This window comes from Streptococcus oralis, from assembly GCF_019334565.1.
GTDB lineage: Bacteria > Bacillota > Bacilli > Lactobacillales > Streptococcaceae > Streptococcus > Streptococcus oralis_CR.
Window position 1 is genome coordinate 650,994 of the sequence record NZ_CP079724.1, and the last position, 23,953, is coordinate 674,946.

At 40.9% G+C, this 23,953-nt stretch carries 11 protein-coding genes; 9 read left to right on the forward strand and 2 right to left on the reverse strand.

The features are described from left to right. The first annotated feature begins 170 nt into the window (after positions 1 to 170). The 4 genes from bgaA to KX728_RS03365 all read left to right on the forward strand — a co-directional run bounded on the left by bgaA (position 171) and on the right by KX728_RS03365 (position 17,569). Positions 171 to 7,409 carry an LPXTG-anchored adhesin/beta-galactosidase BgaA gene (gene bgaA, locus KX728_RS03350; protein ID WP_215804825.1) on the forward strand — a complete coding sequence of 2,413 codons (7,239 nt, stop codon included), beginning with the start codon at positions 171 to 173 and terminating at the stop codon, positions 7,407 to 7,409. 464 nt (positions 7,410 to 7,873) lie between these two features. After that, on the forward strand, positions 7,874 to 12,667 hold the full coding sequence (locus tag KX728_RS03355; protein WP_219108673.1) for a SpaA isopeptide-forming pilin-related protein: 4,794 nt from the start codon (positions 7,874 to 7,876) through the stop codon (positions 12,665 to 12,667). Positions 12,668 to 13,259: 592 nt separating this feature from the next. After that, positions 13,260 to 16,622, forward strand: a complete 3,363-nt coding sequence (locus KX728_RS03360; RefSeq protein WP_215804823.1) for a Cna B-type domain-containing protein — start codon at positions 13,260 to 13,262, stop codon at positions 16,620 to 16,622. A 206-nt stretch (positions 16,623 to 16,828) separates the two neighbouring features. Next, complete coding sequence (locus KX728_RS03365) at positions 16,829 to 17,569, forward strand: class I SAM-dependent methyltransferase (protein ID WP_215804822.1); 741 nt, start codon at positions 16,829 to 16,831, stop codon at positions 17,567 to 17,569. 81 nt (positions 17,570 to 17,650) lie between these two features. Here KX728_RS03365 and KX728_RS03370 read toward each other — a convergent pair whose 3' ends face one another. Beyond that, the gene (locus KX728_RS03370) at positions 17,651 to 18,010 is read right to left on the reverse strand and encodes a DUF3397 domain-containing protein (RefSeq protein ID WP_000525394.1); all 360 of its coding nucleotides are present in this window, start codon (positions 18,008 to 18,010) and stop codon (positions 17,651 to 17,653) included. A 91-nt stretch (positions 18,011 to 18,101) separates the two neighbouring features. Here KX728_RS03370 and mnmL point away from each other — a divergent pair, with 91 nt between their 5' ends. Genes mnmL through KX728_RS03395 form a run of 5 tightly spaced genes read left to right on the forward strand, consistent with a single transcriptional unit; the run spans position 18,102 to position 22,802 of the window. Continuing rightward, complete coding sequence (gene mnmL, locus KX728_RS03375) at positions 18,102 to 19,058, forward strand: tRNA modification radical SAM protein MnmL/YtqA (RefSeq protein ID WP_215804821.1); 957 nt, start codon at positions 18,102 to 18,104, stop codon at positions 19,056 to 19,058. Beyond that, entirely contained in the window at positions 19,042 to 19,599 is a 558-nt protein-coding gene (mnmM, locus tag KX728_RS03380) for a tRNA 5-(aminomethyl)-2-thiouridylate-methyltransferase MnmM (protein ID WP_215804820.1), read from the forward strand. The genes mnmL and mnmM overlap by 17 nt, the downstream gene beginning before the upstream one ends. Continuing rightward, positions 19,592 to 19,846, forward strand: a complete 255-nt coding sequence (locus tag KX728_RS03385) for a hypothetical protein (RefSeq protein WP_219108676.1) — start codon at positions 19,592 to 19,594, stop codon at positions 19,844 to 19,846. Before mnmM ends, KX728_RS03385 begins: the two co-directional genes overlap by 8 nt. An 11-nt stretch (positions 19,847 to 19,857) precedes the next feature. Further along, positions 19,858 to 21,912 (forward strand): cation:proton antiporter, encoded by a 2,055-nt coding sequence (locus tag KX728_RS03390; protein WP_215804819.1) that lies wholly within the window; start codon positions 19,858 to 19,860, stop codon positions 21,910 to 21,912. A gap of 29 nt (positions 21,913 to 21,941) precedes the next feature. Then, entirely contained in the window at positions 21,942 to 22,802 is an 861-nt protein-coding gene (locus KX728_RS03395) for a YihY/virulence factor BrkB family protein (RefSeq protein WP_215804818.1), read from the forward strand. Between the two features lie 39 nt (positions 22,803 to 22,841). On the opposite strand, the gene queA is transcribed toward KX728_RS03395, so the two are convergent. After that, a complete protein-coding gene (gene queA, locus KX728_RS03400) occupies positions 22,842 to 23,870 on the reverse strand; it encodes a tRNA preQ1(34) S-adenosylmethionine ribosyltransferase-isomerase QueA (RefSeq protein ID WP_215804817.1) in 1,029 nt (342 codons plus the stop codon). Positions 23,871 to 23,953: the final 83 nt, after the last annotated feature.

Genomic DNA, 23,953 nt, shown 5'->3' on the forward strand with positions numbered 1-23,953 from the left:
ATTCACTTTTTTTGAGTCTTCTACAAATTTTAGAAAAAACAATCAAAAATATGATTTTTTGTGTTTAGGGTATTGAAATTTCCTATATTATTTTATAAAATAAGGGTAAAAGGCTATGAAAAAGTAATACGCTTACAAACAAATGGAAGCGGTTACTAAAGGAGGATTTTATGGAAAAAGGCCATTGGAATCGTAAAAGAGTCTACAGCATTCGTAAGTTTGCCGTAGGCGCTTGCTCTGTCATGATTGGAACCTGTGCGGTTCTATTTGGAGGAAGTGTCATTGGAGAATCACCAGTTTTCGCGGATGAAACTTCTATCGCCCACACTGTGGAACAAGCAAAAGAGGAAAGTCCGGCAGTGGAGGAAAAAGGAGATCAAACTGTAGCAGAGCACAAGGATGCTGCAAGTGTCGACCAAAGTCAAGCTGCTCCCATTGAAGCAAGCAAACCAGAGGTGAAAGAAGAGGAACCTGTAGTTCCAAAAGAGGAGAAAGCATCTCTAAAACCTGAAGAAACAGCACCAAAGGTAGAATCTCAAGCTTCAAGTCAAGAAAAACCTGTTAAGGAAGATTTGAAGGCTGCGACAAATGAAGAAGTAAATCAAATGATTGAAGACAGAAAAGTGAATTTTAATCAAAATTGGCACTTTAAACTCAATGCAAACTCCAAAGAAGCTGTGAAACCAGATGCAGATGTTTCGTCATGGCAAAAATTGGATCTACCACACGACTGGAGTATCTTTAACGATTTTGACCATCAATCACCTGCCCAAAACGAAGGTGGACAGCTCAATGGTGGTGAAGCTTGGTATCGTAAGACCTTTAAACTTGATGAAAAAGATCTCAAGAAGAATGTTCGTTTGACCTTTGATGGGGTCTACATGGATTCTCAAGTCTATGTCAATGGCCAGTTAGTGGGACATTATCCAAATGGTTATAACCAGTTCTCTTACGATATTACTAAATACCTCCACAAAGATGGTCGTGAGAATGTGATTGCTGTCCATGCGGTTAACAAACAACCAAGTAGCCGCTGGTACTCTGGTAGCGGTATCTACCGTGATGTGACCTTGCAAATGACAGATAAAGTTCATGTTGAGAAGAATGGGACAACCATCTTAACACCAAAGCTAGAACAACAGCAACATGGCAAGGTTGAAACGCATGTGACCAGCAAAATCGTTAATACAGACGATAAAGACCATGAATTGGTGGCAGAGTATCAAATCGTTGAACGTGGTGGTCAGGCTGTAACAGGCTTGGTTCGTACAGCGAGTCGTACCTTGAAAGCACATGAATCAACAAGTCTTGATGCTATTTTAGAAGTTGAACAACCAAAACTCTGGACCGTTTTAAATGACAAACCTGCCTTGTACGAATTGATTACGCGTGTTTACCGTGATGGTCAATTGGTGGATGCTAAGAAGGATCTGTTTGGTTACCGTTACTATCATTGGACTCCAAATGAAGGATTCTCTTTGAATGGTGAACGCATTAAATTCCATGGTGTTTCCTTACACCATGACCACGGAGCGCTTGGAGCAGAAGAAAACTATAAGGCAGAATACCGTCGTCTCAAACAAATGAAGGAGATGGGCGTTAACGCCATCCGTACAACTCATAACCCTGCAAGTCCACAGACCTTGCAAATCGCAGCAGAACTTGGTTTGCTGGTTCAGGAAGAGGCCTTTGATACGTGGTATGGTGGTAAGAAACCTTATGACTACGGACGTTTCTTTGAAAAAGACGCTACTCACCCAGAAGCTAGAAAAGGTGAAAAATGGTCTGACTACGATCTTCGTACCATGGTTGAAAGAGATAAAAATAACCCAGCTGTCTTCATGTGGTCTATCGGGAATGAAATCGGTGAAGCTAACGGTAATGCTCACTCTCTTGCAACGGTTAAACGCTTAGTAAAAGTGATTAAAGATGTTGATACTACACGTTATGTTACTATGGGAGCAGATAAGTTCCGCTTTGGTGATGGTAGCGGTGATCATGAGAAAATTGCTAATGAACTGGATGCAGTTGGTTTCAACTATTCAGAAGACAACTACAAGAAACTTCGTGCGAAACATCCAAACTGGTTGATTTACGGTTCTGAAACATCTTCAGCTACCCGTACACGTGGAAGTTACTATCGCCCTGAACAGGAATTGAAACATAGTAACGGACCTGAGCGCCATTACGAACAGTCTGACTATGGTAATGACCGAGTTGGCTGGGGTAAAACGGCAACAGATTCATGGACATTTGACCGTGACAACGCTGGCTATGCTGGACAGTTTATCTGGACAGGTACGGACTATATCGGTGAACCTACACCATGGCACAACCAAAACCAAACTCCCGTTAAGAGCTCTTACTTTGGTATCGTAGATACAGCAGGTATTCCAAAACATGACTTTTATCTCTACCAAAGCCAATGGGTTTCTGCCAAGAAGAAACCGATGGTACACCTTCTTCCTCACTGGAACTGGGAAAATAGAGAATTGGCATCGAAAGTTGAAGATTCAGACGGAAAAATCCCAGTTCGAGCTTACTCAAACGCTGCAAGTGTAGAATTGTTCTTAAATGGTCAATCTCTTGGAGTTAAGAAGTTCAACAAGAAACAAACCAGTGATGGCCGCACTTACCAAGAAGGTGCCAATGCTAAGGAACTCTATCTTGAATGGAAGGTTGCGTACCAACCAGGTACTTTAGAAGCTGTAGCTCGCGATGAAGCTGGAAAAGAAATTGCACGTGATAAGATCACGACGGCAGGCCAACCAGCAGGTGTTCGCCTCGTCAAGGAAGAACACGCAATCGCAGCAGATGGAAAAGACTTGACCTACATCTACTACGAAATCGTAGATAGTGAAGGAAATGTGGTACCAACTGCCAATAATTTGGTTCGTTTCCAATTGCATGGACAAGGTCAACTGGTTGGTGTTGATAATGGGGAACAAGCCAGCCGTGAACGCTACAAGGCACAACCTGATGGTTCTTGGATCCGCAGAGCCTTTAACGGTAAAGGGGTTGCCATTGTTAAATCAACTGAGCAAGCAGGTAAATTCACTCTAACAGCCCATTCAGATCTCTTGAAATCTGGTCAAGTAACGGTCTTTACTGGTAAAAAAGAAGACCAAGAAAAGACCGTTCTCGGAACAGAAGTACCAAAAGTACGTACTGTTATTGAAAAAGAGCCAAAAATGCCGAAGACAGTCGGTTTTATCTACAGTGATGGCAGTCGTGAAAAACGTCCAGTAACCTGGTCTTCAGTTGATGTGAGCCAAGCAGGAGTTGTGACTGTTAAAGGTATGGCAGACGGACGTGAAGTTGAGGCTCGTGTAGAAGTTCTAGCAATTGCGAAAGAACTACCAACTGTTAAACGTGTTGCCCCAGGAACAGACTTGAGCGCTGTTGATAAATACGTTTCTATTGCTGTTACGGATGGAAGCGTACAAGAATACGAAGTTGATAAGTGGGAGATTTCGGAAGCAGATAAAGCTAAACTGTCAGTTGCAGGATCACGTATTCAAATGACTGGTCAACTGGGTGGTGAGACTATTCACGCTACCCTTGTGGTAGAAGAAGGTAATCCTGCGGCTCCTGCAGTACCAAATGTAACGGTTGGTGGCGAATCTGTCACTGGTCTTACTACTCAAAATCCAATGCAATATCGAACTCTTGCTTACGGTGCATCCTTGCCAGAAGTTGTAGCAAGTGCTGAAAATGCGGATGTTACTGTAGTCCAAGCAAGTGCAGCAAACGGCATGCGTGCAAGCATCTATGTTCAACCAAAAGATGGTGGACCTCTTCAAACATATGCAATTCAATTCCTTGAAGAAGCACCAAAAATTGACCACTTGAGCTTACAAGTAGAGCAAGCTGACGGTCTTAAAGAAGACCAAACAGTGAAATTGTCTGTCCTTGCACACTATCAAGACGGAACACAAGCAGTTCTACCAGCAGATAAGGTGACCTTCTCTACAAGTGGTGAAGGGGAAGTCGCAGTTCGTAAAGGAATGCTTGAGTTGCATAAGCCAGGAACAGTCACTCTCAAAGCAGAATATGAGGGGGCTACAGGTCAAATCGATCTTACGATCCAGGCCAATACTGAGAAAAAAGTAGCCCAATCTATCCGTCCAGTAAACGTAGTAACAGACTTGCATCAAGAACCTACTCTTCCAGCAACAGTAACGGTTGAGTATGACAAAGGTTTCCCTAAAGCGCACAAAGTCACTTGGCAAGCCATTCCAAAAGAAAAACTCGACCACTATCAAACCTTTGAAGTTCTAGGTAAAGTTGAAGGTCTGGATCTTGAAGCGCGTGCTAAAGTATCTGTAGAAGGCATCGTTTCAGTTGAAGAAGTTAGTGTGACAACCCCAATCGCAGAAGCACCACAATTACCAGAAAGCGTTCGTACCTACGATTCAAATGGCCACGTTTCATCAGCTAAGGTTACTTGGGATGCGATTCGTCCAGACCAATACGCCAAGGAAGGTGTCTTTACAGTTAATGGTCGCCTAGAAGGTACGCAATTAACAACTAAACTTCATGTTCGCGTATCTGCTCAAACTGAGAAGGGGGCAAATATTTCTGACCAATGGACCGGTTCAGAATTGCCACTTGCCTTTGCTTCAGACTCAAATCCAACTGATCCTGTTTCAAACGTCAACGATAAATTGATTTCCTTTAATGACCGCCCAGCTAACCGTTGGACAAACTGGAACCGTACTAATCCAGAAGCTTCAGTTGGTGTCCTATTCGGAGACTCAGGTATTTTGAGCAAACGTTCAGTTGATAATCTAAGTGTCGGATTCCACGAAGACCACGGAGTTGGTGTACCGAAGTCTTATGTGATTGAATATTATGTCGGTAAGACCGTTCCAACAGCCCCTAAAAACCCTAGCTTTGTAGGTGAGGAAAACCATGCCTTTAATGATCCTGCAAACTGGAAAGAGGTAAGCAATCTCAAAGCACCAGCTCAATTAAAAGCTGGAGAAATGAATCATTTCAGCTTTGATAAAGTTGAGACCTATGCGGTTCGCATTCGTATGGTTCGACTTGATAGCAAGAAGGGAACGTCTATCACAGAAGTACAAATTTTTGCGAAACAAGTTGCGGCAGCTAAACAAGGACAAACGAGAATCCAAGTTGACGGTAAAGACTTAGCAAACTTTAACCCAGATTTGACAGACTACTATCTTGAGTCTGTAGATGGAAAAGTTCCTGCAGTAACAGCAAGTGTTAGCAACAATGGTCTCGCTACCGTCGTTCCAAGTGTTCGTGAAGGTGAGCCAGTTCGTGTTATCGCGAAAGCTGAAAATGGCGACATCCTAGGAGAATACCGTCTACACTTTACAAGCAATAAAGACTTGCTCTCTCGTAAACCAGTTGCCGCGGTCAAACAAGCTCGCTTGCTACAAGTAGGGCAACCGCTTGAATTGCCAACTAAGGTTCCTGTTTACTTCACAGGTAAAGACGGTTACGAAACAAAAGACTTGGCAGTTGAATGGGAAGAAGTTCCAGCAGAAAATCTGACAAAAGCAGGTCAATTTACTGTAAGAGGCCGTGTTCTTGGTAGTGATCTTGTTGCTGAGTTCACTGTACGAGTGACAGACAAACTTGGTGAAGCTCTTTCAAATAACCCAGAGTATGATGAAAATAGTAACCGCGCCTTTGCTTCAGCCACTAACGACATTGATAGAAACTCCCATGACCGTGTGGACTATCTCAATGACGGAAATCATTCAGAAAATCGTCGTTGGACAAACTGGTCTCCAACACCATCTTCAAATCCAGAAGTATCAGCGGGTGTAATCTTCCGTGAAAATGGTAAGATTGTCGAACGGACTGTTGCGCAAGCTAAACTTCATTTCTTTGCAGATAGTGGTACGGATGCCCCATCTAAACTCGTTTTGGAACGCTATATTGGCCCAGATTTTGAAGTTCCTACCTACTATTCTAACTACCAAGCCTACGATGCAGCTCATCCATTCAATAATCCAGAAAATTGGGAAGCTGTGCCTTATCGTGCGGATAAAGACATCGCAGCTGGTGATGAAATCAACGTAACATTTAAAGCTGTCAAAGCCAAAGCCATGAGATGGCGTATGGAGCGCAAAGCGGATAAGAAGGGTGTTGCGATGATTGAGATGACCTTCCTTGCACCGAGTGAATTACCTCAAGAAAGTACCCAATCAAAAATTCTTGTAGATGGAAAAGAGCTTCCTGACTTCGCTGAAGATCGTCAAGACTACCAAATCACCTATAAAGGTCAACGTCCAAAAGTCTCAGTCGAAGAAAGCAATCAAGTAGCTTCAACAGTTGTAGATAGCGGAGACGATAGCCTTCCAGTACTTGTTCGTCTTGTTTCAGAAAGTGGAAAACAAGTCAAGGAATACCGTATCCAGTTGACTAAGGAAAAACCAGTTTCTGAGAAGACTGTTGCTGCTGTACAAGAAGAACTTCCAAAACTCGAATTTGTTGAAAACGATTTGGCCTACAAGACAGTTGAGAAAAAGGATTCAACGCTGTATCTAGGAGAAACTCGTGTAGAACAAGAAGGAAAAGTTGGTAAGGAACGGATCTTCACAGTGGTTAATCCTAGTGGAAGTAAGGAAGAAAAACTCCGTGAAGTGGTAGAGGCTCCGACAGACCGCATCGTCTTGGTCGGAACAAAACCAGGAACCTCTCTTCCAGAAGACGAAGTGAAGAACCTTGTCCTCGACAGACCCGAACTTATAGTCGAAGAAGAAACCATCGACTTCAAGGTTCAGGAGCGTAAGTCTGATAAGTTGTATCTAGGAGAAACTCGTGTCCTACAAGAAGGTCAAAAAGGTATTCGTCTTCACTTGATTGAAGTAGAAAATGGAAAACGTCAGCTTAAAGAAACTTACGATAAAGTCGCTGCTCAAGATCGTATAGTAGAAGTTGGCACTAAACCAGGAACTTCTCTTCCAGAAGATGAAGTGAAGAACCTAGTCCTTAACAGACCAGAACTTGTAATCGAAGAAGAAACAATTGATTTCAAGGTTCAGGAACAAAAGAATGATCAGCTTCCAGTAGGTCAAATTCGTGTTCTCCAAGAAGGTCAAAAAGGTATCCGTGTTCACTTAATCGAAGTTGAAAATGGCAAGCGAACTGAAAAAGAAAGCTATGATAAAGTCATGGCTCAAGATCGCATTGTAGAAGTAGGTACGGCTAGTGAAACAACTAAACCAGTACCTCAAGAATCTACAAAACCACAAGTATCAGAAAAAGCAGATACAAAAGAAATCTCCTCAAGTGAAGCTAGTCAAGCTCAAGAAGAACAGTTACCAAATACAGGAAGTGCAGCAAGTCAAGCAGCTCTAGCAGCAGGTTTAGCTCTTCTTGGTTTGAGTGCAGGTCTAGTGGCCACTAAAGGTAAAAAAGAAGACTAGAATGAATCAGTATTTCTTCTAAATGTATCTCAGAAAGACCAGGGAATCCTGGTCTTTTTAATGGGTAGAAGTATTCTCTAAAGAGCAATTTAACGTTTGTGAAATCAGATAACCAAAATGATAAAAACACTATCTGGTATCCAAAACGAGGTGAACTTATTTTTTAAAAAATGGCGGTAAAATATACCAGATTTTGTTTCGATGACAGGAGAAGAAAAGACACAAAGCGGTTAATATACGGATGTGAAAAAGTCGATTTCAATCGGTAAGAAAAAATTGGATATTTTTTATAAAAATTTGCTTGATAGTTCTAGCCTTTTTCTTCATAGTATGATAAAATGTGGATGTAATGTGGCTAATAATTTTCGCTTGAAAAAGGAGAATGGTGATTAGTTGGGGACAATCATTTAGTTTACTATTACATTGTACATTTACAACTGAATATTATAAGAAAGGAAGATTAAATGAACAAGAAAATAAGATCTTGGATTCAGATCCTTATTCTTTGTTTGGGAGTTATTCTCCAATCATTTGCTCCTCTTACGCAAGTACGTGCGGCAGAGTATAATGATGTTATCACTAGTGTTGGTGTTGAAAACAGATCTGGTGAAGCTTTAACGCAAGGGTTGGATATTTGGCAAGAATTCCGTCTTACTGCAGATTTTGTTTTGCCAGATAATACGGTGCATGAAGGTGATACAACAACACTTCAATTGCCTTCAGAGATTACATTTTCAAACTCTTCAGACATTGAATTACGAGATGCTTCTAACAATCTTGTAGCTACTGGACATCTAGATTCCACTAGCAAAACAATTACTCTAACTTACACAAAGTTTGTTGAGAATAATTCTGGCGTTAGGGGGAAATTCTTTGTCTATGTCCGAGTTGACCATGACGTTGTTTCAGAAGAAAAAGACGTTGATGTCAACATTACTGTAGGACATAGAGTTCTATTTGCAGGGAAAATCCGTTATAACGGCCCTCCAGGGAAATACGACTCTAAAATTGAAAAGAGTTCCTTCCAATACAAGGATGACGAGAAAAATGTAATCCGTTATAACATTACTGTAAACCGCAATATGGCGAACTACAGTGATGTCACTATCAAAGATGCTTTCTCTTCTCCAAATATGACATTCCTACCGGATACTTTTCGTATTTATAAAGTAAACTGGAGCTGGAATAACGGAGACTGGAAATGGTCCGATGCTCAGGATATGACTGAAACCTTTAAAAACCAACTAGTGGTAAATGCGAATGGTGATGGTTTCACCCTTCCTTTAGGAGATACTAATGGTTTTGGTTATATGATCGAGTATCGAGCTAAAGCGAATTATGATCTAGTCGATGGTGAGGAAATCACGAACGTAGCCAACATGAGCTACAATGGAAGTGAGAATGAACAATCAACCAGCACACGTACCTACCAGATTGCAGGTGGTGTTGCGGAAGGATATGTTTTCACCATTAAAATTCATAAGGTAAACGAAGCAGGCCAACCTTTGCAAGGTGCAGTTTTTGAAGTGATTCGTGATCGTAACCAAGCTGTTGTTGGACGATTGACAACAGGTCCTGATGGTAACGCTAGTGTAGGTAAATTGTTGCGAGACAACTATACAATTCGTGAAGTAACGGCTCCTTTTGGCTATGACAAACTAACTGAAGATATTAAAATTTCTCCAGATGAGTTTGGCTCAGATAAATCTGTAGAACGTCGAATTGAAAATAAGAAGACACCTCCAAAGACACCAACTGAGAAAGAGATTACTTTCAAAAAGGTGGATCCAAATGGGAAAGAAATCCCAGGTGCCGAACTTAAAATCTACAGCGGAGATCGTGTAAGACCAGAAGCTCCACCTGTAGCAGACTGGACAACAGAAGCTAATACTTCTAAAGTGATTAAATTAGCTCCTGGTACCTATACTCTAACAGAGTCCGTTGCTCCAGATGGGTATCAGTATGTTGATGATGTTACCTTCACGGTCAATGCTGATGGTTCTATTACAATAGTCAAAAAAGGTACAACAGATACTGTCGTAACAACTGGTTCTGTTTTGTCAATCACTGACAAAGAGGATACAACTCCAAAGGCGATTACCTTCAGTAAAGTCAATCTTGGAGGAAATGAAATCGCGGGTGCACAGATTAAGATCTACAAGGGCGACAAGGCAGAAGGCACAGCTGTAGAGAGCTGGACTTCAACTGACCAACCTAAGCAACTGAATCTTGAACCAGGCATCTACACTTTCCATGAGGAAGCAGCCCCAACTGGTTACCTCAAAGTAACGGATATCACTTTCCAAGTTAAACCTAACGGTACTGTTGAAGTGACAAAAGTAGGTGAAAAAGATTCTAAAGGTGAAGACAATCGTGTTGTAGCCCAAAATTCAACTCTGACAGTTACTGATAAAGATGACGATGTAGCTCGTAAAATCACGTTCAGTAAAATTAGTCTTGGTGGGGTTGAAATCGCAGGAGCACAAATCAAGATCTTCAAAGGCGATAAGGCAGAAGGCACAGCTGTAGAAAGCTGGACTTCAGAAGCTGGTAAGTCTAAAGAATTGAGCTTGGCCCCAGGTACTTACACCTTCCATGAGGAAGCAGCCCCAACTGGATACCTCAAAGTAACGGATATCACTTTCCAAGTTAACTATGATGGAACAGTTAAAGTGACGAATGTTGGTACTAAGGATGCTAAAGGCGAGGACAATACAGTCGTAACCGATGGTTCAACAATCAAAGTCACTGATAAAGACGATGATAGTCCAAAAGCCATTACTTTCAGTAAAGTTAACCTTGGTGGAACAGAAATCGCAGGCGCTCAAATCAAGATCTACAAGGGCGATAAGGCAGAAGGCACAGCCGTAGAAAGCTGGACTTCAGAAGCTGGTAAGTCTAAAGACTTGAACTTGGCACCAGGTACTTATACTTTCCATGAGGAAGCCGCCCCAACTGGTTACCTCAAAGTAACAGATATTACTTTCAAAGTGAAAACTGACGGAACAGTAGAAGTAACCAATGTCGGCGAGAAAGACTCTAAGGGTGAAGACAACAAAGTTGCTACAAACGGTTCAACTGTAACTGTAACTGATAAAGACGATGATAGTCCAAAAGCCATTACTTTCAGTAAAGTTAACCTTGGTGGAACAGAAATCGCAGGTGCTCAAATCAAGATCTACAAGGGCGATAAGGCAGAAGGCACAGCCGTAGAAAGCTGGACTTCAGAAGCTGGTAAGTCTAAAGACTTGAACTTGGCCCCAGGTACTTACACCTTCCATGAGGAAGCCGCTCCAACTGGTTACCTCAAAGTAACGGACATCACTTTCCAAGTCAAACATGATGGCACAGTGGAAGTGACAAATGTTGGTGAGAAAGACTCTAAGGGTGAAGAAAACAAAGTCGTAACCAACGGCTCAACTGTAACTGTAACCGATAAAGACGATGACCTTCCACGTAAGATTACCTTTAGCAAGGTTAGCCTTGGTGGAACAGAATTCGCAGGCGCTCAAATCAAGATCTACAAGGGCGATAAGGCAGAAGGCACAGCCGTAGAAAGCTGGACTTCAGAAGCTGGTAAGTCTAAAGACTTGAACTTGGCCCCAGGTACTTACACCTTCCATGAGGAAGCCGCTCCAACTGGTTACCTCAAAGTAACGGACATCACTTTCCAAGTCAAACATGATGGCACAGTGGAAGTGACAAATGTTGGTGAAAAAGACTCTAAAGGTGAAGAAAACAAAGTCGTAACCAACGGCTCAACAGTAACTGTAACCGATAAAGACGATGACCTTCCACGTAAGATTACCTTCAGCAAGGTTAGCCTTGGTGGAACAGAAATCGCAGGCGCTCAAATCAAGATCTACAAGGGCGATAAAGCAGAAGGCACAGCCGTAGAAAGCTGGACTTCAGAAGCTGGTAAGTCTAAAGATCTCAACTTGGCTCCGGGCACTTACACCTTCCATGAGGAAGCAGCCCCAACAGGCTACCTCAAAGTAACGGATATCACTTTTAAAGTCAAACATGACGGCACAGTGGAAGTGACCAACGTTGGAGAAAAAGACTCTAAGGGTGAAGAAAACAAGGTTGTAACCAACGGTTCAACAGTAACTGTAACCGACAAAGACGATGACCTTCCACGTAAGATTACCTTCAGCAAGGTTAGCCTTGGTGGAACAGAAATCGCTGGTGCAGAGATTAAGATCTACAAAGGCGATAAGGCAGAAGGCACAGCCGTAGAAAGCTGGACTTCAGAAGCTGGTAAGTCTAAAGATCTCAACTTGGCCCCAGGTACTTACACCTTCCATGAGGAAGCAGCTCCAACAGGCTACCTCAAAGTAACCGATATCACTTTCCAAGTCAAACATGACGGCACAGTGGAAGTGACAAATGTTGGTGAAAAAGACTCTAAAGGTGAAGAGAACAAAGTCGTAACCAACGGCTCAACAGTAACTGTAACCGATAAAGACGATGACCTTCCACGTAAGATTACCTTCAGCAAGGTTAGCCTTGGTGGAACAGAAATCGCTGGTGCACAAATCAAGATCTACAAGGGCGACAAGGCAGAAGGTACAGCCGTAGAAAGCTGGACTTCAGAAGCTGGTAAGTCTAAAGACTTGAACTTGGCACCTGGCACTTACACCTTCCATGAGGAAGCAGCTCCAACAGGCTACCTCAAAGTAACCGACATCACTTTCCAAGTCAAACATGACGGCACAGTGGAAGTGACAAATGTTGGTGAAAAGGACTCTAAAGGTGAAGAAAACAAGGTCGTAACCAACGGCTCAACTGTAACAGTAACGGATAAAGACGATGACCTTCCACGTAAGATTACCTTTAGCAAGGTAAATCTAGCGGGTGAAGAAATCGCGGGTGCAAAAATCCAAATTTTCCGAGGAGAAAAAGTTGCAGGTAATCCTGTGGCTGAATGGACTTCAAAAGCCAATCAATCACATGTACTTGATTTGACTCCGGGAGTATATACTTTCCATGAAGAAGCCGCTCCAACTGGATACTTAGCAGTAACAGATATTACATTCCAAGTTAACTACGACGGAACTGTAACAGTGGTAAATGCTAGTGGAAATCAGGTTGAGTTCAAGGATGGTAAGTTAGTAGTAACGGACCAAACTGAACCAGAAAATCCTAACCTACCAAACACTGGAAGTGAATCTGGACAAGCTGCATTAGCAGCAGGTTTAGCTCTTCTAGCTTTAGGTGCAGGTCTTGTAGCAACTAAACGAAGAAAAGAAGACTAATCTCATTTAGTAGCCAATAAGTACAGTAAAGAAAGATCAGGGATAACCCCCTGGTCTTTTTTTATGGTTCAGAATAATGAAATATGCTAAATTAAACTATTTATCAGGATGGGATATGACTATTACTAGATTTCTTCTGAGTTTTACTTATATAAAATAGTTTGGATAATTATTAAGGTGTATCAAACTTATAAATAAATGGAATGTTTTGTACAATGTTTCTTTCTGTTTGTTTAAAAGAGAAGTTGTTCGTATGTGTACACTATACTTAAAGAAACTATAGTGTGATGAAAGAATTAGTTTTTATGGCAGTAATTTTACACTGTGTCAATATTTTCAAAAGGCAATAACCTCATAATATTACAAAAAAAGTTAATTTTGTTTTATAATGAAATTAAAGGAGGTTTCTATATTAAGAATAGAACAAATATGGTAAATATTGCACTCACATATAGTTATGAAACATATTAATATGATGTAACTTATTCAATAACCCTCATGGATTTCAATGAATTCGAAAGGAGATGTGTGTTGAGATTTTATAATCATAGTTTGTCGTTTTAATGTTTTCGGTAATTTAGAAAGGAAGATTATGAAGAACAAGAAATTTTGGTTACCCATCCTAACTTCTCTGGCCTGTTTGCTAGGGATGTTCTTTGCTCCAAATTCAGTTCAAGCAAAGGAACTGAAGAACGTTATCAGTAATATTGGAATTTGGGAGGTTGATAATGGTAAGTTTATAAAACCGGATGCGAATGGTGTTTATACACTTTCTCCTGAGCATCATAACTACTCAAATTATAAATTCACTGTTGATTACGATTTGAGCGCCTATGATGGTAAATTAGAGGACGGTGATACCTTTACCTTTACTGTTCCGAGCCCTTTAACTGTTAGAAATGAAACTTTTGATTTAAAAGATAAGGAAACAGATCTCGTTATCGGAGAAACTCAAATTGTATCAAACGGGGATAATAATGGTGGTAAGGCAACTATTACATTAAAAAATCTGAAAGCCTATCTTGAGAAAAAAGGTGGCTATCAGGTCCAAAACGTTAAAGGAAATTTCTTTGTTGGTTTTAGTTCTAAAAATGAATTAAGCAATGAAACGCTCCGTTTTGATAAAACGGAAACCATAAATGAAATTACCCATCAAATCAAGGTTAAAAAAGGTGATGCGGCTGATTATTCTGAAGGAATTGGTCGAGCTAATTTCAATAAATATCACGGTTTGATTTACAAAGAGGATTGGACATCCAAGGCTCTAAATAAGAGTGGAAAATACTTACACAGCTGGTATGTTCGTGTTAATCCGAAACAGGCAGCCTATAATAAAATTGAAATTCATGACTGGGTAGATCCAAATGCTTCACCAATGCAGATGATTCCTGAAACATTTAGCGTCACGGCAGGTTGGTATGATCAATATTATTATTTGAAAGATGAAGTGGTTTTAGAAGCTGGGAAGGATTACCAAGTAAAATGGAATGATTCTTACACAGAATTTACTTTAACAATTAACAATGCATCTTCAATTCTTGCGAAGAACGGTAAACCAGCAGCATTTCGAATTAATTATAAAACAAGTGCTCCAGCTGATGGCACGCAAGTCCAAAACAATGCTGAAATGAAGGGTGATGACCAGATTCTAACATATGATGACTATAGTAATAAGACAGTCGTTAAGCAAATCGGAAACTCAGTCGTTGCTTCTGGCGGTACAATTCAGTTAGAAACAGGTTACCGTATCATTCTTTACAAGGTCGACGAGCTGACTCATGACCGTCTAAAAGGAGCAAAATTCAAGATTACTCCTCCGGCAGGAGCTACGGCTAAAGAGGAAATTGTAACGACAAATGATGACGGAATTGCTGAATCATCTATTTACTCAGAAAGTGATATCAAGAAAGGGAACTTTACAGTAACTGAGGTTCAGGCTCCTGAGGGATATGAGTTAAATCCTACTCCATTTGAGATGACTGTTGGACAAGACGGAGCTATCAAAACAGTTACAAATAAACGTAGCAAAGCTAAAGTTAAGATTAAAGCTAATAAAAAACTTACAGGACGTGAGTTAAAGGCTGAAGAGTTTGAATTCACTTTAACAGATCAAGATGGTAAGGTGAAAGAAACTGTGAAGAATGACAAAGACGGAAACATTGCTTTCTCAGAATTGGAATTCGACAAAGCAGGAACTTATACCTTTAAAATTGTTGAAAAAGCTGGCAGTGATACAAGCATCAAGTACGATACTAAAACTGTTACGGCTACAGTTACTGTAGCGGACAAGGGTAAAGGCGCACTTGAAGCAACTGTTTCTTACGATGATGAAAAAGCATTCGAGAACACTTACACTCCAGCAAAAACGGAAGTTTCTGTTAAGAAAGTATGGAAGGACGAGAACAACCAAGATGGCAAACGCCCATCTTCTGTCACAGTTAAATTGCTTGCAGATGGTCAAGATACTGGTAAAACACTTGAATTGACTGAAGCAAATGGTTGGGCTGGAAGCTTCAAAGATCTTGATGCTGATAAAGGCGGAACACCTATTAAGTACACAGTAGTAGAAGTAACTGTTGCTGGTTACACTTCTGAAGTTACTGGTGACGCTGCATCTGGATTCACTATCACAAATAGCTATTTACCAGAAACAGTTGTTGTAAAAGCAACTAAGAACTGGGATGACGCTAACAACCAAGACGGCAAACGTCCAACCAAGATTACAATCAATCTTTTAGCAGACGGTCAGCAAGTTGATTCGAAAGAAGTTCAAGCAGCTGCGGACGGAACTTGGACTGTCGAATTCACGAAATTAGCAAAATATAAAGCTGGTAAAGAAATCAAATACACTGTAACAGAAGAAGCCGTAGCAGAATACGAAGCGACTATTACAGACTTTACCATCACAAACAAATATGCTCCTAAAGAAATTGACTACAAGGTAACAAAAGTATGGAACGATGCGAACAACCAAGACGGTAAACGTCCTGAGTCCGTAACGGTTCAACTTTATAAAAAAGTAGGAAATGCAGATCCAGTAGCTGTTGAAGGTAAGAAATTGACCTTAACAGCTAAGGAAAAGACTGATGATAACACTTGGGTAGCATCCTTCACCAATCTTCCACAATACGAAGCTGGAAAAGAAATCACCTATTCTATCAAGGAAGTGGATGTACCAGCTGGTTACGAAGCCTCTGTGACTGGTCAAGTAGTGACAAACACCTATAACCCAGAAACAGTTGTTCTTTCAGGAACTAAGGTGTGGAAAGATAACAACAACCAAGACGGTAAACGTACAACATCTGTGAAAGTTCAAATTCTTAACGGCGAAAAAGTTGTTCAAGAAATTGAAGTTTCAGAAAAAACTGGCTGGAAGTTCGAATCTAAAAAACTTCCTAAGTATGAGAATGGTAAAGAAATCAAGTATACTGTCAAAGAAACTGCTATGACAGAATACAAAGCAACTATCACTACAGATAAGGATGGCAAGTATACCATTACCAACGAACATACTCCAGAAAAAACAGCTGTAAAAGGTCATAAGATCTGGAAAGATGAAGATAACAAAGATGGCATCCGTCCAGCATCTATCACCGTAAAACTTCTTGCAGATGGCAAGGAAACTGGTCAGACAGCTACAGTGTCAGAAACAAGTGGCTGGACTTATGAGTTTACAGGTCTTGATCGTTATCAAGAAGGTAAGGAGATTGCCTACGCTGTTGAAGAAGTGAATGTTCCAGATGGTTATACAGCTTCAGTAGAAGGTTACAACATTACAAATACGCACACTCCTGAAAAACCAACACCTGGCAAACCAAATGAACCAGGTAAGCCTAAAAAAGGTGGGGAATTGCCTAATACAGGAAGCGAGTCTAACCAAGTGGCTCTAGTAGCTGGAATCGCCCTTCTTGGATTGGGAACAGGATTCTTGGCAAGACGCAAAAAAGAAGGTTAAGTTTTTTAAACGGTATCTTTCACGAAATTTTGCAACACATTTTAAAAGTAAAAACAAGTGTCAATGGAAATTGGCACTTGTTTTTTTGTAACTGACCCTGGTTCTACTACCGGATACAAGTGGATAGTTGCCACTTACTGAAAAGCTATTGTTTTCGCTACGAAATCCTCTATAATAGGTGACAAATAAAAAAGGAGATGTTACATATGATTGAAACAAGATTACAAGATAAATTGAAGCCAGGTTTGGAGGTAGAAAATTTTCAAAAAGATGGGGATATCTATCTGTCTCTTAATCCAGATTATCTATCTGGAGATAATGCTAAATACATGACCATGTATAACCGTATGGCTCGCTGGTACGATATGAGTGAGAAATGGATAGGACCACTTCTCCACGGCAAAGCAATTGATAAGTTGAGAAGGGATCTGATGGAGGAAATAGAATGGAAAGATAATTTATCTGTTCTTTATGTCTCTATCGGGACTGGTCAAGACCTACGTTATATTCCTGAGACAATTGACCTGAAAAGTTTAGACTTTGTAGGGGTAGATATTTCTATCAGTATGCTAGAAAAATGCCAGAAATCTTGCGCTAAAAAGACTAATTTGCAACTTTTCCATGCTTGCGCGGAGGATCTACCCTTTGCGGATAATAGTTTTGACATTGTCTACCATATTGGCGGAATCAATTTTTTCAATGATAAGGCCAAGGCTATGCAGGAAATGCTACGAGTGGCGAAGCCAGGAACCAAAATTTTAATCGCAGATGAGACGGCTGACTATGTAGATCAGCAATATAAGAAAAATCATTTTAGTAAGGATTATTTCAAAGATGCTACTGTTGATTTGAGTGAAATTGAGAATGCTGTTCCAAGCGAAGTTAAGGAAAAGGAAATGAAACTTCTTTGGGATGGCAAATTCTACGCCTTAACATTTAGGAAATAAGAAAAAGTATCTTGGTAGAGCTTAGAAAGTAAGTATGAAGATAAAAATATTCCCTTAGACAGCTGTCTGAGGGAATATTTTTTATGGGAGCATCATCAATTCGACAATCATAGCAATGTAGATGATTAAGGTAAGGAGAAAACCGGCTCTCCAGAAGAATTTGATGAATTTAGGGTAATAAAAACTTCGTTTTTTGACAAGGAAAAAGACTACAAGGAGGATTGCTAGGAGAGAAAGTGCGACTCCAAGTCGCGGTAGAAAGTTGTGGGTAAAGGCTTTAGCAGTAATCAGATAGTACTCAAATACCAAAAGTGGAAAAGCTAGATCCGCGAAATTAAATCCTATTTTCCTAAGTCCGAAAAGCTTGGTGACAATAAAGCAAACCACCAAGGTTAATATCAATAATAAAATAGATGCTATTTTCATTAAAATCATACCCATATTGTATCATAAAAAAACGCTAAAGGAAATGAGAAACAAGGGAATTTGTAGGAAAGTCAGGCTTTTGAGATTGTAGGTGTTTTTTGTTATAATGAAAGTTATGAAATCTTATAATACCTTGAATGATTATTATCGAAAACTTTTTGGAGAGAAGACTTTTAAAGTTCCCATCGATGCGGGATTTGACTGTCCAAATCGGGATGGAACTGTAGCCCATGGTGGTTGTACTTTTTGTACGGTTTCAGGTTCTGGAGATGCCATCGTGGCACCGGATGCCCCTATCCGTGAGCAATTTTATAAGGAAATTGACTTTATGCACCGCAAATGGCCAGATGTTCAGAAGTACTTGGTTTATTTTCAAAATTTTACCAACACCCATGAAAAGGTGGAAGTGATTCGGGAGCGATATGAGCAGGCTATCAACGAACTTGGTGTAGTGGGAATCAATATCGGAACACGCCCAGACTGTCTGCCAGACGAAACCATCGAATATTTGGCTGAGTTATCGGAACGTATGCATGTGACGGTAGAATTGGGCTTGCAGACTACCTTTGAAGCAACTTCTGACCTGATTAACCGTGCTCATTCTTATGAATTATACGTGGAAACAGTAAAACGCTTGAGAAAATATCCCAAAATTGAAATTGTTTCCCATTTGATCAACGGTTTGCCCGGTGAGACTCATGAGATGATGGTCGAAAATGTCCGTCGCTGTGTCACAGACAATGACATTCAAGGAATTAAACTGCACTTGCTCCACCTCATGACCAATACACGGATGCAGCGAGATTACCACGAAGGACGCTTGCAACTGATGAGTCAGGATGAGTATGTCAAGGTCATCTGTGACCAGTTGGAAATCATTCCCAAGCATATTGTCATCCATCGAATCACAGGAGATGCACCTAGAGATATGCTGATTGGTCCCATGTGGAGCCTCAATAAATGGGAAGTGCTGAATGCTATTGAAACTGAGATGCGACGTCGCGGAAGTGTGCAAGGATGCAAGGCTGTAAAACAGGAGTTTAAAAATGAAAAGACCACTTGAGATGGCACATGATTTTTTGGCTGAGGTTGTGACAAAAGGGGATATCGTAGTGGATGCGACCATGGGAAATGGCCATGATACCCTTTTTCTAGCCGAGCTAGCTAAGAAAGTCTATGCCTTTGATGTCCAGGAGCAGGCTTTGGAGAAGACGCAAGAGCGTTTGGATCAGGCTGGAATAACAAATGCCCAGTTAATCTTGAAAGGTCATGAGACACTAGACCAGTTTGTGACAGAAGCTAAGGCAGGGATTTTTAATCTGGGTTATCTGCCTTCTGCTGACAAATCCGTCATCACTCAACCTCAGACTACTATCGAAGCCTTAGAAAAGCTGTGTCACTTGCTTGTCAAAGGGGGACGGATTGCAATCATGATTTACTATGGTCATGAAGGAGGAGACACCGAGAGGGATGCTGTATTGGATTTTGTTAGCCAGTTGAACCAACAAGAGTATACAGCTGCCATTTATCGGACTCTCAACCAAGTTAATAATCCACCGTTTTTAGTTATGATTGAAAAATTAGAAAGGTATAGACATGGATAAACAATACCTTCGTGAGAAGCTTGAGGCAATGTGCCAAAATTTTGTCGAGTCAACGCATCACGAGCGAGCAGTCGGGGTGCTCGACGAAGCACATATGAGCAAGAAAATGCTTAAAATCAAGAAAAAATTAGTGGCTCTTGAAATGGAACGATGCCAGAAAAAAATTGAGCACAAAGACTGTTCTAAGATTGATCAGAAAATCCAAGAGCAAAAGGAGATTTTTGAATCTTGTTGTAAAAAAGATTAAGGAGGAATTGTGTGGAATTACTCATTTACTTGATTCTATTTTTATTTGTCTTAATCATTTCAACTACGACCAATAAACTTCTCCCTTTTTTGCCCCTTCCTCTTGTACAAATCCTTTTTGGGATTGGGATTGGCTTATTTGTTCCTGATGCGGACTTTCATCTCAATACAGAGCTGTTTCTAGCCATGGTTATTGGTCCCTTACTTTTCCGGGAGGCAGAAGAAGCGGATATTACGTCCATTTTGAAGCATTGGCGGATTGTCGTCTTTCTGATCTTTCCTGTGATTTTTATCTCGACCTTAAGCTTGGGGGGCATGGCTCACTTCCTTTGGATGACTCTTCCTTTAGCTGCCTGTTTAGCAGTTGGAGCGGCACTTGGGCCAACAGATTTGGTTGCCTTCGCATCTCTTTCTGAACGTTTTCGTTTTCCAAAACGGGTTTCCAATATCCTAAAAGGGGAAGGACTTTTAAATGACGCTTCTGGTTTGGTTGCCTTTCAGATGGCTCTGGCTGCTTGGACAACAGGAACGTTTTCTCTCAGCCAAGCTGGAACTTCCCTAGCACTTTCTATCCTTGGTGGTTTTGTAGTCGGTTTTGTGACGGCTATGGTCAATCGTTTCTTGCATAGCTTTTTGCTGAGTGTGCGAGCGATAGATATAGCCAGTGAACTATTGCTAGAGCTAAGTTTGCCGCTCATGACCTTTTTCATCGCAGAAGAGTTTCATGTTTCAGGGATTATCGCAGTAGTGGTTGCAGGTATTTTGAAGGCCAGTCGTTTTAAGAAAATTACGCTCCTTGAGGCTCAGGTAGACACCATGACGGAGACCGTTTGGCATACCGTGACCTTTATGCTAAATGGATCAGTCTTTGTTCTCTTGGGAATGGAATTAGAATTGATAGCAGAGCCAATCTTGTCTAATTCTCTTTACAATCCCCTTCTTTTACTGCTTTCAGTTGTCGTTCTGACCTTCTTACTCTTTGCGATCCGCTTTGTCATGATTGCTGGTTTTTACTTTGTGAGGACGCGTCGACTTAAGAAAAAAATTCATAAGTACATGAAAGATATGCTTCTTTTGACCTTCTCTGGTGTCAAAGGAACAGTATCTATCGCGACCATTCTCCTCATACCAAGTCATTTGGAGCAGGAATATCCTTTGTTGCTCTTCCTAGTAGCAGGTGTTACACTGTTGAGCTTTTTAACGGGTTTACTGGTCCTCCCTCACTTATCTGAGGAACAAGAGGAAAGCAAGGACCATTTGATGCATATTGCGATTTTGAATGATGTAGCTGCAGAATTAGAAAAAGAGTTGGACCATCACAAGAACAAACTTCCTCTTTATGCAGCTATTGATAACTATCATGGTCGGATTGAAAACCTCATCCTTAGTCTGGAAAATAAGAGAGTCCAAGAGGACTGGGAGTCCCTCAAGCTTCTTATCTTGAGTATTGAGAGTGACGGTTTGGAGCAAGCCTACGAAGAAAATAGAATCAGTGAGCGTGGCTATCGAGTTTACCAACGTTACCTAAAAAACATGGAGCAGAGTATCAATCGGAATTTCGCTTCTAGAGTGACTTATTACTTCCTAGTTTCCTTACGGATACTGCGCTTTCTACTCCATGAAATGTTTACCTTTGGCAAAACTTTCCGTAGTTGGATGAATGAAGAATCTCGTAAACTACTAGCAGTTGACTATGATCAGATTTCAGAGTTGTATTTGGAAAATACAGAGCTGATTATCGAGAGTTTGGAAAACCTCAAAGGGGTTTATAAGAGTTCTCTGATTAGCTTTATGCAAGAGTCTCGTCTACGCGAGACGGCTATTATCGGAAGTGGTACCTTTGTTGAGCGGGTTATCAATCGCATCAAACCAAACAATATCGATGAAATGCTACGAGGCTACTATCTCGAACGTAAGGCAATCTTTGAATACGAAGAAGCTAAACTGATAACAGCCAAGTATGCCAAAAAACTACGCCAAAATGTGAATAATTTAGAGAATTATTCTCTGAAAGAGGCTGCAAATACCTTGCCTTATGATATGCTAGATTTAATCAGAAGAACTTAAATGATGAAGAAAATGACGGAGGATGGAACATGAAAAAGTGGTGGAAAGAGCTGATGGACAGGCCCTTATTGAAAGCTTTTTTGCATTACTATCAAGCATCTGATAGCGAGTTGACCAGTGTTGCGGTTGCCTACTATTGGTTGATTTCAATCTTTCCTTTGCTAATGATAATGGTCAATATTTTGCCTTATTTTCAGATTCCGGTCTCAAATTTCTTACTGACGATCAAGGAATTTTTGCCCGATACGGTGTATGATGTGGTCGCCAAGATTGTCCGAGAAGTTCTGACTCAACCATCAACTGGTTTGTTGAGTTTTGCCGTTTTATCTGCCCTCTGGACCTTTTCGAAATCAATGGATTTCCTTCAAAAAGCCTTTAATAAAGCCTATGGAGTGACCAAGAGTCGAGGAATTATCTCCCATCAGTTGATGAGTTTACTTGTTAGTTTCGGCTTGCAGATTCTTTTTGCCTTGGCCTTGTTTTTGAGTATGTTTGGTCGTATGTTGCTTAACATCCTCAAAACTTACTGGCAATCAGACAGTCTGCTATTCTCCTACCTGCAAGACTTTACAGGCCCTCTGGTCTATGCCTTGATCTTTGCCATTCTGGTTATGATTTATTACTTCCTTCCAAAAGTAAAAGCACCACGAATCCGCTATGTTTTACCAGGAAGTGTCTTTGTCTTGCTAACTCTTATTTTTTTATTGAATATCTTTTCTGTCTACGTCAATAGTTATGTTAATCATCTAGTTGATGTACGATTTTTCAGTTCCATTATCGTGGTAGTCATGATGTTCTGGTTTATTCTCATTGCAAAGATTTTGATTATCGGAGCAGTTATCAATGCCAGTGTTCAGAGTTTGAAAGATCCAAAGTTTGGTATGGAATAATTAGAAAAATCCCTATTAGGTTTCCTAATAGGGATTTTCTTAATAGATAAACATGGCATCTCCAAAACTGAAGAAGCGGTAGTGTTCTTGGATGGCATGGTGATAGGCATCTAGGACTAAGTCACGACCGGCAAAGGCAGAAACTAGCATAACAAGAGTTGACTTGGGTAGGTGGAAGTTGGTTGAAAAAGCATCCACAACCTTCCAGTCGTAGCCTGGTTTGATAAAGATATTGGTCCAGCCAGAATCTGCTTGGATTTGTCCATTAAACTTGGAACCGATGGTTTCCAGTGTGCGGATCGAAGTAGTTCCGACAGCGATGACGCGACCTCCCTTTTCCTTGACAGAGCGAAGAGTGGCTGCTGCTTCCTCAGAGAGCTGGTAGAATTCTGAGTGCATTTCGTGTTCATCCAGATTGTCAACAGAGACAGGTCTAAAGGTTCCGAGTCCGACGTGAAGAGTGAGATAGACCAGATGAACACCCTTGGCTTGGATTTCTGCTAGCAGTTCTTTGGTGAAGTGCAATCCAGCAGTCGGTGCTGCAGCAGAGCCACTTTCTTTAGCGTAGACCGTTTGATAACGTTCACGGTCATCCAGTTTTTCATGGATATAAGGCGGTAGCGGCATTTCACCCAGACTTTCCAAGACTTCTAGGAAAATTCCTTGGTATTCAAAGCGGACAATACGGCCTCCGTGGGTCAATTCTTCCGTAACGACAGCGCTGAGACGACCATCTCCAAAGCTGACGCGAGTACCGACCTTGAGGCGTTTGGCAGGTTTCGCTAGGACTTCCCACTCATCACCAGCAGTATTTTTAAGAAGGAGAAGCTCCACGTGGCCACCTGTTTCTTCCTTTTGACCATAGAGGCGGGCTGGGAGAACACGGGTGTCGTTCATGACAAGGGCATCACCCGGTTCCAACATATCAATAATAGAGTGGAAGTGTTTATCCTGAAATTCTCCCGTCTCACGATTGACGATGAGGAGTTTGGAGGCATCCCGTTTTTCAAGGGGTGTTTGAGCAATCAATTCCTCAGGTAAGTGGAAATCAAAATCAGCTGTATTCATTTTTTCATCATTCTTTCTAACTTCTAATCTTATCCATTATAACATGTTTCAAGTTTGGGCGCTCTTTTTTTAGAAATTAAATC

Coding starts and splice junctions, on each gene's coding strand:
- KX728_RS03370 (WP_000525394.1), bottom strand. CDS start 18,010: ATGGGTATGATTTTAATGAAAATAGCATCTATTTTATTATTGATATTA.
- KX728_RS03355 (WP_219108673.1), top strand. CDS start 7,874: ATGAACAAGAAAATAAGATCTTGGATTCAGATCCTTATTCTTTGTTTG.
- KX728_RS03365 (WP_215804822.1), top strand. CDS start 16,829: ATGATTGAAACAAGATTACAAGATAAATTGAAGCCAGGTTTGGAGGTA.
- mnmL (WP_215804821.1), top strand. CDS start 18,102: ATGAAAGTTATGAAATCTTATAATACCTTGAATGATTATTATCGAAAA.
- queA (WP_215804817.1), bottom strand. CDS start 23,870: ATGAATACAGCTGATTTTGATTTCCACTTACCTGAGGAATTGATTGCT.
- mnmM (WP_215804820.1), top strand. CDS start 19,042: ATGAAAAGACCACTTGAGATGGCACATGATTTTTTGGCTGAGGTTGTG.
- KX728_RS03360 (WP_215804823.1), top strand. CDS start 13,260: ATGAAGAACAAGAAATTTTGGTTACCCATCCTAACTTCTCTGGCCTGT.
- KX728_RS03385 (WP_219108676.1), top strand. CDS start 19,592: ATGGATAAACAATACCTTCGTGAGAAGCTTGAGGCAATGTGCCAAAAT.
- bgaA (WP_215804825.1), top strand. CDS start 171: ATGGAAAAAGGCCATTGGAATCGTAAAAGAGTCTACAGCATTCGTAAG.
- KX728_RS03395 (WP_215804818.1), top strand. CDS start 21,942: ATGAAAAAGTGGTGGAAAGAGCTGATGGACAGGCCCTTATTGAAAGCT.